Raw genomic sequence first — 13,503 nt, forward strand, 5'->3', positions numbered from 1 at the left:
TTCCCGCTCGCCACGTGGGGCGTCCACCGGTATTGTTCGCAAGGCTTGGCCTTGTGTGGGGAAGAATTGGTGAAAGACAGCCGCCTCTCGGTTTTCAGCTTTTTGTCCGCGTCTCCCTCTGCCCGGACGTTACAGTCCATCGATCTGGGGTTCGGCCGATCGGCGGCCCTCTGGAGCAATGGCAGCGACAGGATGAGCTACGAGCGGCCGGACGGACATACGTTCAGTCTCTATCTCACGGGCGGCGCCGGAACGCGCCGTCTGGATGGCAGCCCCGCCGCGCAAGGCCGGCCCGGAGCCCTGTGCATCATGCCGCAGGGGCACTCGTCCGAATGGGAAATCACCGACCCCTTCGAATTCGTCCATCTGTATATTCCGGACGATCAGATGCGCCGGATATTTGCCGAGACGTTTGACCGCGATTCCCGACTCATGGTTCTTCCCGAAGTGACCTTCGAAGATGCACCCGCCTTGGCGCGCAGGCTTCGGCAGATGACGCAAGCGATGTCGGCGGGCGATCATCTGCTGGCTGAAGAAGCGATGACGCAGACGATCAACGATTTCTTCGTTGATCCGCGTTTTGGCGGCATGCGCCCCTGCGCCATCAGCGGCGGGCTCGCTCCTCATATCAGGCGCCGGAGTCTGGAGTATATCGAGGCCCATCTCGGCGAGACAATCCGCCTGCAGGATCTGGCGGCGATCGGGCAGCTCAGCGCGTTTCATTTTCAGCGGATGTTCCGGGCAAGCTATGGTGTGTCCCCGCATGGCTGGGTGGCCCACCGGCGCGTCGAGCGCGCCAAATCGATGTTGCGCGGCATGGACCCGATCGCGCAGATCGCTTCGGCCTGCGGCTTCAGCAGCCAGAGCCACATGACACGCGCATTCAAGCTGGGCACAGGGGTCACGCCCTCTGCCTACCGGCAGCGACAGTGACGCGCGTGGTCATCGATCGCGCGGCCTCCTGTTGAGCCCGCTCTATTATAATATTGCTGCGTTGCCTAATCCGAGCGCTACGACTCCTGCAGTCCGTAGAGCAGCGGCATCAATCCCGCCAAGGCCCTGAAACGCTCCCATGACTTGGATGACGGCTTCGTCCAGCCTGTCTCGGCAAGGGCGGAAAGACGCGGGAAGACGAGACGGTCGAAAACGGCGCGGTCCGTCATCGGCTCGGACCAGATGCAGGCCTGAATGCCGAGAAGTTTCTCTTTCTGCGCCGCCGTCCAGCCGCCGATGGGATCGAAAGTGTAGAGCTTCTCCGCGTCCGATGTGCCTGCCCAGCTGGCGCCGGGCTCGTCCCAATCCGGCCTGAGCGCCATGTCGAGGTAATAGACCTGCCCGGGGCAGACGACCATCTGGTAGCCGCGTTCGGCGAGTTCCGCCGAGACTTCGACATTGCGCCAGCTGCAGAGATAGCTCTTCGACTTGTCGATGACATCGCCGTGAGCCGCTTCCTCCCAGCCGCCGGTGACGCAGCCCTTGCTGGCCAGGAAGCGCTGGACGCGCTCCAGGAACTCCGCCTGCAGAATGGCGGCACCCGAGCCGTGAATGTCGTCGGCGCCATGCGTATTGGTGACGACGTTCAGCCGTTTGGCGTGCGCGTCGGCAACGGCGTCTCCGGCAACGGCACGCAGGCGGTCGAGCGCTTCCGGCGAGCCGGACCATGCGCCGAGGGGCACTTCGTCGGCGCCGAGATGGATGGTCTTGAACGGAAAGAGTTCGATCAGCTCGGAAAGGATCGTCTCGACGATTTCGTAGGTCTGTTCTCGGGCGGGATTGATGCAGTTGTCGGGAAAGCCCTGGACCGAATAGTAGCTGCCGGTTTCATCGGGATCGCGCAATTCCGGGATGGCCTTCTGCATGGCATAGCAATGGCCGGGCATGTCGATCTCCGGCACGATTTCCACGCCGAGGCCTTTTGCATAGGCGACGATATCGCGGATGGCGGCCTTGGTATAATAGCCGCCTGTTCGGGCCGGGCTCGAGCCGAGGAGCGGCGGAACCGCAAGGCCGTGGCCGCGCCAGGCGCCGATTTCGGTCAGCGCGGGATAGGCGTCGATCTCAACGCGCCAGGCTTCGTCATCGGAAAGGTGCCAGTGGAAGCGGTTGAGCTTGTTCCAGGCCAGCACCGCAATCAGCTTCTTGACTTCGGCTGCGGCATAGAACTGGCGGGCGACATCGAGATGCAGCCCGCGCCAGCCCATCGACGGCTCGTCGACGATCTCGCCGGAGGCAGGAAATTGGAAGACGCCGGGATGCAGCCTCGCGCCGCGCCAGATCTGGCCGAGTGTCACGAGGCCGTAGAGAAAGCCGGTCCGGCCGCTCGCCTCGATGGTGATCGCCTCCTCGTCGAAGCTCAAGCGGTAGGCCTCCGGCCCGAAGCCTGAGGCGTCCTTCAGGGAAACAGGAACCGCGCCTTCCGCTTCGCTTCGTACGATGCCTTCGACGGCGAAGAGATGGTCCACCAGGGCTGCGAAGCTTCGAGCAGCCGCCTCCCCTTCGCCGTTCTGCGCCTTCGGCGCAAAACCGGCGGGCAGCGGCCGGCGTGAGGCGACCGCGACGTGGTTCGGCCAGGGAATGATCGACACCTGAACCGGCGCATTGGCGGGAACGGGATAGATTTCGGAGCCGCGCTTCAGCGGCGCGTTGCTGACCGACGAGCGTGTCGGCTCGACGGAAAGCACGATCGTGCCCCCGTCGGCAAGCGCGAGATAGGCGCTCGTCGCGCCGTCCGTCCAGTGGCGGAACTGCCAGCTGAGCGCATAGACGGATATCGTCCAGGTCTCACCCGGGCCGAGAACGAAATTGGCGGGCGGCTGGAATTCGGTGAAATTGGAAAGCCGCTGCGAGATGGTGGCGCCTTCGACGCGGCCGGCGGGATCGACGCGACCCGGGCCGCTCACACAGAGCGAGAAACCCGAAAGCGGTTCGGCCCCGAGGTTCCTCAGGCGCAGGACATAGGAAAACTCCTTGCCGTCCGCGGGAGGGTTCCAAAGGGTTTCGAGCCGCAGGGCTTTCGGTCGCGGTGTGGACATGGTCAGCCATTCCTTTGAAGTCAATCAAATTGATTTAATATTGATAGCCAGTTTCCTGACGAGGCGTCAATTGCCGAATTCGGAATTTGCGCGGCTCCTGCCTGATCCCCACCCAGAGCCGGCACAACGGAGCAGTCGAGGCTGCGCATCAGATTTTTGCAAAAAAACACACCAGCCCTCGCGGCGTTAACGATTAAGGTACCTTTAAGTACCATAATTGTCCCAACGATGGCGAATTGACCTACCCGAAGGAGTCGATAAGCATGAGGCTGCTCGCCACGGCCCGGATGTTGCCGGGATGCACCACATCCAACTTCCGAAACAGGTGAATTTCCAATGACGAGCATCAATACGAACAATTCGGCGATGGCAGCCCTTCAGACGCTGCGCTCCATCAACTCCGGTCTCGAATCGACGCAGAACCGCGTTTCCACCGGTTATCGCGTCGATACCGCATCCGACAACGCCGCCTACTGGTCGATCGCGACCACGATGCGGTCCGACAACAAGGCCCTTTCCGCCGTGTCCGACGCGCTCGGCCTCGGTGCCGCAAAAGTCGATACCGCCTATACCGCAATGGACAGCGCGATCGACGTCGTCGACGAGATCAAAGCCAAGCTCGTGGCCGCGACCGAAGACGGTGTCGACAAGTCCAAGGTCCAGGAAGAAATCAGCCAGCTGCAGGAGCAACTGATGAGCATCGCCCAATCGGCGTCCTTCTCGGGCGAAAACTGGGTCGCCGGCGCTGACGGCACCGTGAGCGTCGTATCGTCCTTCGTCCGCGACGGCTCCGGCGCCGTTTCGGTGAAAATGACGGACTATGCTCTGGATACCGCCTCGATGGGCAACGTCCTGTTCGGCATGAGCGGCGGCTCGATCGAAACCTCCACGGGTATTCTCGGCACTTCGTCGGGCGCGACCGGCTCGGTCTATTCGATGGATATCACCGACTTCACGCTCGGCCAGATCCAGTCGGCGCTGACGACTGTCGAATCCGCGCTGTCGGCAATGACCTCTGCGGGTGCGCAGCTGGGTTCGATCTCGACCCGCATCGAATTGCAGGAAGACTTCGTCGGCGCACTCTCCGATTCGATCGACTCGGGCGTCGGCCGGCTCGTCGATGCCGACATGGAAGAGGAGTCGAGCAGGCTTTCTGCCCTGCAAACCCAGCAGCAGCTTGCAATCCAATCGCTGTCGATCGCGAATTCGTCGTCCCAGAACATCCTGTCGCTCTTCCGCGGCTAATCGTACTGGCCAACGCAAAGGGAGCCGGGCGCATAGAACGCCCGGACCATATTCGCTGATCGAACACCGAGCCTGGCCTTCCCGGTCAGGCTCGGTCGCGTTTTCGGCAATGACGTAAGCGACGCCACGATGCCGATGCCGATGCTTGATCTAGAGTTGCCTCCGCCGAAGCGTGCCGGTTGACATGCCGATCGTTTCGATCGCAAACATGTTGGCCTCAGATATTCTCATCGACGCAGACAATGCCGCTGGCGGGATCATAGCATGTCGGAACGACTTGAAGCTGCTCGTCCTGACGGGGCGCCGGCCATCGTCTGGCTCGGCTTCCTGGCTATGTGCGTCGGCATGTTCATGGCGATCCTCGACGTTCAGGTGGTGGCGACATCGCTGCCGACCATCCAGTCGGCGCTCGATATCGGTCCGGATCAGATGAGCTGGATACAGACCGCCTATCTGATCGCCGAAGTGGTCGCCATCCCGCTGACCGGCCTGCTGACGCGGCTTTTGACGATGCGATGGCTCTTCGTCGTCGCCGTCGGCCTGTTCGTCGCGGCCTCTGCCGGCTGCGCGGCGAGCGGCAGCTTTGCAGAATTGGTCGCCTGGCGGGTGCTTCAGGGCTTTTCCGGCGGAACGCTGATCCCCTCTGTGTTTTCAGCCGTGTTCATCGTTTTCCCGAATGAGCGGCAGGCGCTTGCGACGACGATCGCCGGTGTGCTTGCTGTGCTTGCGCCGACCGTCGGACCGATCGTCGGCGGCTGGCTGACGCAGACATATTCCTGGCACTGGCTGTTCCTGATCAACATCCTGCCGGGGATCGCCTCGGCGATCGTCGCGGCACGCTTCCTGCCGCGGCAGGCGATCGATTCGTCCGAACTCGGGCACATCGACATCCTTTCGCTGCTGCTGATGGCAACCTCATTGACGAGCCTGGAACTCAGCCTGAAGGAGGCGCCGACCAGCGGCTGGACCTCCGCCTATGTCCTGAGCCTGCTCGCCCTTTGTCTTGTGTCGGGAGCCATTTTCACAGGGCGAACGCTCCGGCGAACACGACCGATCGTCGATCTCGGCAATTTCGCCGATCGGAACTTTCTCGTCGGTTCGATCCTGAGCTTCGTGCTCGGCATCGGTCTCTTCGGCTCGGTCTATCTCATGCCGGTCTTTCTCGCTTTCGTCAGGGGCCACAATGCTCTCGAAATCGGCATGACGATGCTGGTCACCGGCGTCTCGCAACTGATCACCGCACCGGTCGCCGTCGCGTTGGAGAAGCGCATGGATGCGCGGCTGCTGTCGGCTGCCGGTTTTGCCCTGTTTGCGATCGGTGTCGGTATGAGCGCATTTCAGGATCCGCGCTCGGATTATGACGCGATGTTCTGGCCGCAGGTCGTGCGCGGCGTCGCCATCATGTTCTGTCTGCTGCCGCCGACGCGGCTGGCGCTCGGCACGCTTCCGGCCGATCGCATTCCCGATGCGAGCGGTCTTTTCAACCTGATGCGCAACCTCGGTGGCGCCATCGGCATCGCGCTCGTCGACACCATCATCTACACGCGCTCGGAACCGCTGGGACAGGGCCTCTGGACGCGCCTTCAAGCCGGCGACATCGAGGCCGCAACATTCGTCGGCGCGCCTCTCCAGGCCATATCGGGGCACAGCGGCAGCTTCGATGCGGATGCGACGGCGCTGCTCGATCCTCTCGTCCAGACAGCGGCCAGCGTTCAGGCGATCAACGAAGCCTGGATGGTCGTCGCCGTTCTGACCGGCTGCGCCCTGCTCTCCGTGCCCTTCGCCAGGCGGCCAGCGCCGGCATGAGACCCGTCACGTGACGATCTGCTTAAGCAGAATCGTTTAACATATTGATTGAAGGAACTGCTGGCGGTCGCCAAAGTTTAGCCTTTTGAAGCCATCGCAATCGCATCGAACTCGCTCACCAGCGCGGATGGCCCCCAACTATCGTGTCAAGGCCCTCGCCTACCGTAGGAATTCAGCATGAACACCGAGACGATTATTTTCGAGCAGAGCGACTGGGTTCCAAACAACCCGCGTCTTCCTGTATTGCTTTATCGGGATATCTTTGCCGATGGTGGACCTCGCGATTTCGAAGGTCGCTTCGCGGCAAACGGTTGGACTGGTATCTGGACAAACGGTGTCTTCGACTATCAGCACTACCATTCCGGTGCCCATGAAGTGCTGGGAATTACACGTGGCGGCGCCACGCTGCTGATCGGCGGTCCCGGCGGTCAAGCATTGGAGGTTGCGGCAGGAGATTGTTTGGTGCTTCCTGCCGGAACCGGGCACCAAAATCTCGGCTGCACGCCGGACTTCCAGGTGATCGGCGCATATCCTAAGGGGCAGCATGCGGACATTCAGACCTCGGCTGCTTCAAGCGAAATGCTGACGAAAATCTCGTCAGTGCGTCTGCCCGATACCGATCCCCTTCAAGGACGGTCCGGATTTCTCATTGAGAAATGGCGGTAGTTATACGGGCACCGCGACCGATTTCACGGCGATGTTCAGTTTGCGAGGCTAACCTGGCCGATGCGACACACAACCGCAAGAGTTGATCGTCACGTCACGACACTTGCCGATCTTGCGGCCGTCAGTAAGATTTCTCTCAATCTTTTTGCGTCATCCTTCGATTCCCTCTGATGCCAATCGATGAGATCCTGATGTCCCCGGACTTTACGCGCAGTTTGCAAATGCCCCGCCGCGATGATCTCGGCCTCCGCACCATCAGCAATGGTTCCGGCCTGTCGATATCGGCGCTGCCGAACGGCACGCTGTTTGCCATCGAATATGCCGACGACAAGGGATCGGTGCAGATCAACCAGATTCAAGGCTCGCCGCTCATCGGCGGCATCGGCCGCCTTTACCTGCGCATCGGCGGCGCCGCGCCTGATGTCGTCGAGATCGTCGGGCCTCGGGCCGCTGGCAGCTTCGGGCATAACGCGACGAGCTTCTCCTGGAGCGGCAAAACAGGCGATATCGGCTATAACGTCCGCCTCGAACTTCATCCCACCGAAACGGCCTGGTTCTGGCGCGTCTCGCTCAGGCATCCGAAGAAGGGAACGCTGCCGGTCGATCTGGTGCTGATCCAGGACGTCGGCCTCGGCGATCGCGGCTTCCTGATGAACAGCGAAGCCTATGCTTCGCAATATGTCGATCACCATATTGCCGATCACAAGACCTATGGATGGGTCGTGATGAACCGGCAAAATCTCAAACAGTCGGGCGCCCGCAATCCGTGGCTCGCGCAGGGCTGCCTCGATGGCGCGGCAGCCTATGCCACGGATGCGATCCAGCTGGTGCAGGCGAAAGACCGCCTCGGCGACCTGCTGGTCGGCCCGTTCGGCGCCAGCCTGCCGAGTGAACGGCGGCAGCAGGAAACGGCATGTCCTGCCATCCAATCGAAATCCCTTTCCGTACCGGCAAGCGGGACGAGCGCGACCTTTTTCGCTCTGTTTGCCGCCGATCATCCCGAGGCTTCGAGCGATGCCGATCTTTCGCGGCTCGATGGGCTTGCGGCCACGGAAAGCGCCGCCGCTGAGATTGCCGAAGCCGAGCCCGCCCGCAGCCTGCTGCAGGATGCTCCTCTGCTGGAGGCCGAGCCGCTCGATAAAAAGGCGATTGCGCGGCTTTATCCTGAACGGAGCCTGGAGGAACGCGCCAGCGGAAAGCTCCTTTCGTTTTTCGTGGCCGATGGTGTCTTGAACCGCCACGTCGTCCTCAGCGAAAAGGAACGCCTTGTCGCGCGCCGTCACGGCGCGATCGTCAGGAGCGGCCAGAATATGCTGCTCGATGCTTCCACGCTTGCCGCGACTTGCTGGATGCAGGGCATTTTCGCCGCGCAGCTGACGATCGGCAATACCTCCTTCCACAAGCTCTTTTCGGTCTCCCGCGATCCCTACAATCTGACGAGCGCCAGCGGGCTGCGCATCATGACGGATGTCGGGGCGGGCTGGCAGCTCCTGGCGGTGCCTTCGGCTTTCGAGATGGGGCTCAGCGATTGCCGCTGGATCTATCGCTGCGCCGACCGCACCATCACTGTTGCGGCCGTGGTTTCCGGCGAGGATGCGGCCATGCAATGGACCGTTTCCGTCGAAGGCAAGCCTTGCCGCTTCCTCGTGTTCGGCCATGTCGTCCTCGGCGAACGCGAATATGATGCGGGCGGGCGGATCGACTTCGATGCGCCGGGCAAACGCATTCGCTTCCTGCCTGATCCGGCCTGGCTCTGGGGCGAACGGTATCCCGACGCCGCCTATTGGCTGGTGAGTTCGACGCCCGATGCCATCGAGGAAATCGGCGGCGATGAGCTGCTCTACACAGACGGCGTTGCGCGCAACGGCGCCTTCGTCGCGCTTCGCTCGCGGCCGACGCAGGTTCTTTCCTTCGCCGTCGTCGGTTCGATGACCGATGCGAAAGAGGCCGAACACCTGGCGCAACGCTATGCTGCTGGCGTTACCGAGGAAGCGATGCTGGTGCTGGCATCTAAATTCTGGCGGAAGACCGTGCGCGGCCTGACGATCGGCGGCACGGCGCCCGACCTTGCCGCGCAGACGACCCTCCTGCCCTGGCTTGCGCATGACGCCATCGTGCATCTGAGCGTGCCGCACGGCCTCGAGCAATATACCGGTGCGGCCTGGGGAACGCGCGACGCCTGCCAGGGGCCGATCGAGTTCCTGCTTGCCTATGAGCATGATTGCGAGGCCAAGGAGGTGGTGAAAACCGTCTTCAGCGAACAATACCTGGAAAAAGGCGACTGGCCGCAATGGTTCATGCTGGAGCCCTATTCCAATATCCGGGCCGGCGACAGCCACGGCGATATCGTCGTCTGGCCGCTGAAGGCGCTCTGCGACTATATCGAAGCGACCGGCGATCTCGCCATCCTCGACGAGGAAGTTTCCTGGCGTGACGAAAAAACCATGCAGAAGGCGTCCGAAACCGACACCATCGCGACGCATGCCGAGAAGCTGCTCGATACTGTCCGCGAACAGTTCATTCCGGGAACGCATCTGATCCGCTACGGCGAGGGAGACTGGAACGATTCCCTGCAGCCGGCCGATCCGCATCTGCGCGACTGGATGGTGAGCAGCTGGACGGTTGCCCTTCTCTACGAGCAGGTCGTCCGCTATTCCGCGATCCTGCGCCGCCACGGCCGGGGCGACAAAGCCAAGGCGCTCAGGAAGATCGCGACGGCGATGCGCCGGGATTTCAACCGTCATCTCATCCGTGACGGCGTGGTTGCCGGCTATGGTATCTTCGATCCCGAACATGACGGCGTCGAACTGCTGCTGCACCCGAGCGACCGGCGCACCGGGCTCTCTTTCTCGCTGATCTCGATGACGCAGGCGATGCTCGGCAGGCTGTTCACGCCGGCGCAGAGGCAGGCTCATATGCGGCTGATCGAAGAGCATCTGCTCTTCCCTGATGGCGTGCGGCTGATGGAAAAGCCGGCGACCTATGCCGGCGGACCCGAGACGCTGTTTCGCCGCGCCGAATCCTCCTCCTTCTTCGGCCGCGAGATCGGGCTGATGTATGTGCATGCGCATCTGCGCTATTGCGAAACGCTTGCCCTGGGGGCCGAGGCGGATGAACTCTGGAAGGCGATATCAGTCGTCAATCCGATCGCCGTCACATCAGCCCTGCCGCACGCTTCGCTGCGCCAGCGCAACACCTATTTCAGCAGCAGCGATGCCGCCTTCCCTGACCGCTATCAGGCGGCGGCCGAGTGGGAGAGCGTCAAGGCGGGGAAGATCGCCGTCGACGGCGGATGGCGCATCTATTCGAGCGGACCCGGGCTTTATACCCGAAGCTTCGTCGAAAATATCCTGGGCTTCAAACGGCGCTTCGGGCGGCGCAAGCGCAAACCGCTTCTGCCTGCCGCTCACGCTTCCGTCGATCTGCACACGGATCACGCCGCCTGGCGTCGGCTGATGAAGCCGTAAAGGTTCAGGACGAGGAGCTGGCGTCGCGCAGCTCTTCGAAGCGCGCCGTACTTTTCGACAGGTGGGTGCGGATGGCGCGCCGCGCGGCGGCTTCGTTGCCGTCGCGAATCGCCGTGAATATGGCGTGGTGTTCCCTGCGCATGCGCGTTGCATGGCGCTTGCGCTCGGCAGCCGTCATCTTGTCCAGGCGCGCCCATTGCCGTGGCACCATGATGTTGCCGAACGTATCGAAGAGCCGGCCGTAATAGGAGTTCTGCGTCGCGACCAGAATGGACCGGTGGAAGGCATAGTCCTCCTGCGCGCCATATCCGCCGTCTTCGAGCGCCTTGTCGAGGGCGTCGAGGCGGCCCTGCATGCGGTCGATGTCTTCCTGGGTGCGCCGCAAGGCGGCAAGGCCGGCCGCTTCATATTCGACGCCGATGCGAAGCTCCAGCACGCGCAGGACCTCGTCGATCGACTGCAGGTCGTTCGGAATGATGGAGAAGGATCTCGGCGTCGGATCGTTCGAGACGAAGGCGCCGAGGCCCTGGCGGGTGGTGATCAGCCCCTTCGCCCGCAGTGTGGCAAGCGCCTCGCGCACGATCGTCCGGCTGACACCGGTCGCCGCCATGATCGCCTGTTCGGTCGGCAGGCGCTGGCCGGGCTGCAGGTCGCCGGACTCGATCTGCGCCATCAACGTATCCGCAAGGCCGCTGCGCAGGTTCGGCGGTTGCCGAGTGGTATTGAAGACCGCGTTGTCCCTGTCCGTCATCCCGTGTCGAATCCTGCCTGTCGATGCGGCTGCGCCCGCCTCATTTCCTTTTGCTAACGCATGCCGGCCTGAAAGGCAAAACGACGTCGGTCACGGCAGCTCTATGCCGACAGCGCCACGCGTCGTTTCAGACGCGCGGCGCTGTTGCACTTTAAATTATGCAGTCGTCGTTCCGTGAGCGGATTACCGTGCCAGCCAGCCGCCGTCGACCGGCAGCACCGTTCCGTGCACGTAATCGGATGCCGGCGACGCCAGGAAAACCGCAGCGCCGCCGAGTTCATCAGGCGTTCCCCAACGCCCGGCCGGAATGCGGGCGAGGATGGCGGCGTTGCGGTCGGGATCTTCGCGCAGTGCCGTCGTGTTGTTGGTGACGAAATAACCCGGCGCGATGGCGTTGACGTTGACGCCCTTGCCGGCCCATTCGCAGGCAAGCAGCTTGGTCAGTCCGGCAAGCCCGCTTTTCGAGGCGGTATAGGAGGGAATGCGGATGCCGCCCTGGAAGGAGAGCAGCGAGGCGATGTTGATGATCTTGCCCCTCCCCTTCTCGACCATGTGGCGGCCGGCCGCCTGCGACAGGAAGAAGGCGGTCTTCAGGTTGACGTCGATGACCGCGTCCCAGTCTTCCTCAGTGAAGTCGAGCGCATCGGCGCGGCGGATGATGCCGGCATTGTTGACGAGAATGTCGAGGCCGCCGAAGGTGCTGATCGTCTCCTCGACGATCCCCTTCACCGGCTCGATGGTGGAGAGATCGGCCTTGACGACATGGAAGCGGCTTCCCGCCTGCTTCACCAGTGCTTCGGTCTCGTCCATCGAGGAGCGTCCGACGGCGACGATCGCTGCACCGGCCTCAGCCAGCGCGGCAGCGATGGCCTGGCCGATGCCGGTGTTGGCGCCGGTGACGACGGCAGTCCTGCCGGAAAGGTCGAAGGGATTTGCCACGGCGCTTACCTCAGATCCGCAACGGCGATGTGGTCCATGTCGGTAAAGCTCTTGTTGTCACCGGCCATCGCCCAGATGAAGCTGTAGTTACGGGTGCCGGCGCCCGAGTGAACCGACCACGGCGGCGAAATGACCGCCTGTTCGCTGGCGACGACCATGTGGCGGGTCTGCTGCGGCTCGCCCATGAAGTGGAAGACGCGCTGGTCGGCTTCGAGGTCGAAATAGAGATAGGCTTCCATGCGCCGGTCATGCGTGTGGGCCGGCATGGTGTTCCAGACGCTGCCGGTCTCCAGCATGGTGAGGCCCATGGTCAACTGGCAGGACTGGCAGATCTCCGGATGGACATACTGGTAGATCGAGCGCTTGTTCGAGGTTGCCGGGTCGCCGGGGCTCAAGTGCCGCGCCTTGTCGCGGGTGAGCAGCACGGTCGGATGCGTGGCATGCGCCGGGGTCGAGACGAGGTAGAACTTCGCCGGATCGGCGGCATCGGCGCTTTCGAAGCGGATATCGCGCGCACCCTTGCCGACATAGAGGCAATCATACTTGGCAAGATCGTAGCTCGTGCCGTCGACGACGATGCGGCCGGCCCCACCGATATTCAGCGCGCCGAGTTCACGTTCGGCAAGGAAGGTTTCCTGCCCGATCGCCGTCGGCGCCGTCAGAGGCAGGCCGTTGCCGAGTGGTGTGGCGCCGCCGATGACCATGCGGTCGTAATGGGAATAGGTGAGCCGGATCTCGCCGCCTTCGAAGATGGTCTCGACCAGAAAATGACGCCGCAGCGTTTCGGTGTCGAAATTGCGCACGGCCTCGGGATGGGAGGCGTGTCTCACGTCGATCTGCATGTCGAATTTCCTTCAGCTTCGTTGTCGTCAGGCATTGTCGCTATCGCGGAAGCCAGTCTTGCCTGCCGTCTTCCGCCCGCGTGGGTATCTACCTGGTTACATAGTTGTACGACAAGTTGGGTGTCAACAGGTTTGTCCGGTGCTCGCCGGAGAAGACACGCGGCCCGCAAGAACATGGCAGCAAATCTGGGAATAACGGGAGAAATTGTCCGGGGTGATGATCGCCATCACAAGCGGCCGCTCTCGGCGCGGTTCGGTATTTCCCTCGGCCAAAATGAAAAAAAGCCTGCCGCGGGAGGAGGTGCGGCAGGCTTTCGATAAAACCGAACGACAGCTGGGAGGAGGAGTGCTGCCGTTCCCGCAAGCGACCCTGGGAGGAGGATGGGGCGCCTGCATGTCCGAAGGGATGCGGGAGAAGGTGCATCGCTTCGATGGAAATAATCATACTTATTTCCTGCTCAGTTCATAGGCATTTCTTTGCAGGGCAGCTATGCGTTATGCGAAAAGCGGGCGGCTCGTCATCTGCCGGCAAGCGCAAAAAGCAAAGCGCCCGCTCGGGAGGAAGCAGGCGCTGGGCAAGTCTCGAAAAATGTAGTCTGCGTGGCCGTTAGCGGGCGATGGCTGCGCGCGCAACGTTGCGGATGTCGCCGCGGCCGATGCCGAGGTCGTCCAGTTCGCGCGTGGACATACGGCCCAGTTCAGCGACCGTCTGACGATACTTGCGCCAGTTGTTGAAAGAGCGTGCTACGTTCATG

General features: G+C 62.4%; 11 protein-coding genes. 6 read left to right on the top strand and 5 right to left on the bottom strand.

Annotation, left to right across the window (positions count from 1 at the left end):
- Positions 1-192 precede the first annotated feature (192 nt).
- Positions 193-933 (top strand): helix-turn-helix domain-containing protein, encoded by a 741-nt coding sequence (locus tag QD408_RS10550; RefSeq protein WP_414139377.1) that lies wholly within the window; start codon positions 193-195, stop codon positions 931-933.
- 77 nt (positions 934-1,010) lie between these two features.
- On the opposite strand, the gene QD408_RS10555 is transcribed toward QD408_RS10550, so the two are convergent.
- The gene (locus tag QD408_RS10555; protein WP_414139265.1) at positions 1,011-3,032 is read right to left on the bottom strand and encodes a beta-N-acetylhexosaminidase; all 2,022 of its coding nucleotides are present in this window, start codon (positions 3,030-3,032) and stop codon (positions 1,011-1,013) included.
- A 336-nt stretch (positions 3,033-3,368) separates the two neighbouring features.
- Between QD408_RS10555 and QD408_RS10560 the strand changes: the two genes are divergently transcribed.
- From QD408_RS10560 to QD408_RS10575, 4 genes are all read left to right on the top strand, one after another.
- On the top strand, positions 3,369-4,277 hold the full coding sequence (locus tag QD408_RS10560) for a flagellin (RefSeq protein WP_088683630.1): 909 nt from the start codon (positions 3,369-3,371) through the stop codon (positions 4,275-4,277).
- Positions 4,278-4,541: 264 nt separating this feature from the next.
- Complete coding sequence (locus tag QD408_RS10565; RefSeq protein ID WP_414139266.1) at positions 4,542-6,083, top strand: DHA2 family efflux MFS transporter permease subunit; 1,542 nt, start codon at positions 4,542-4,544, stop codon at positions 6,081-6,083.
- A 177-nt stretch (positions 6,084-6,260) separates the two neighbouring features.
- Entirely contained in the window at positions 6,261-6,749 is a 489-nt protein-coding gene (locus tag QD408_RS10570) for a cupin (RefSeq protein WP_088683628.1), read from the top strand.
- A 191-nt stretch (positions 6,750-6,940) separates the two neighbouring features.
- Positions 6,941-10,216: a GH36-type glycosyl hydrolase domain-containing protein gene (locus tag QD408_RS10575; RefSeq protein WP_414139267.1), complete on the top strand. Its 3,276-nt coding sequence runs from the start codon at positions 6,941-6,943 to the stop codon at positions 10,214-10,216.
- A 4-nt stretch (positions 10,217-10,220) separates the two neighbouring features.
- Here QD408_RS10575 and QD408_RS10580 read toward each other — a convergent pair whose 3' ends face one another.
- The 3 genes from QD408_RS10580 to kduI form a co-directional block, all read right to left on the bottom strand.
- Positions 10,221-10,967, bottom strand: coding sequence for a FadR/GntR family transcriptional regulator (locus tag QD408_RS10580; protein ID WP_414139268.1), 747 nt, complete (start codon positions 10,965-10,967; stop codon positions 10,221-10,223).
- Positions 10,968-11,150: 183 nt separating this feature from the next.
- A complete protein-coding gene (gene kduD / locus QD408_RS10585) occupies positions 11,151-11,906 on the bottom strand; it encodes a 2-dehydro-3-deoxy-D-gluconate 5-dehydrogenase KduD (protein WP_414139269.1) in 756 nt (251 codons plus the stop codon).
- Positions 11,907-11,911: 5 nt separating this feature from the next.
- Positions 11,912-12,748 carry a 5-dehydro-4-deoxy-D-glucuronate isomerase gene (gene kduI, locus QD408_RS10590; protein WP_414139270.1) on the bottom strand — a complete coding sequence of 279 codons (837 nt, stop codon included), beginning with the start codon at positions 12,746-12,748 and terminating at the stop codon, positions 11,912-11,914.
- Between the two features lie 217 nt (positions 12,749-12,965).
- Here kduI and QD408_RS10595 point away from each other — a divergent pair, with 217 nt between their 5' ends.
- The gene (locus tag QD408_RS10595) at positions 12,966-13,217 is read left to right on the top strand and encodes a hypothetical protein (RefSeq protein ID WP_414139271.1); all 252 of its coding nucleotides are present in this window, start codon (positions 12,966-12,968) and stop codon (positions 13,215-13,217) included.
- Between the two features lie 138 nt (positions 13,218-13,355).
- Here QD408_RS10595 and QD408_RS10600 read toward each other — a convergent pair whose 3' ends face one another.
- Positions 13,356-13,502, bottom strand: a complete 147-nt coding sequence (locus tag QD408_RS10600) for a DUF1127 domain-containing protein (RefSeq protein WP_011428254.1) — start codon at positions 13,500-13,502, stop codon at positions 13,356-13,358.
- Position 13,503 lies beyond the last annotated feature (1 nt).

It is taken from the genome of Rhizobium sp. BR 249, assembly GCF_047445895.1.
Classification (GTDB): Bacteria; Pseudomonadota; Alphaproteobacteria; order Rhizobiales; family Rhizobiaceae; genus Rhizobium.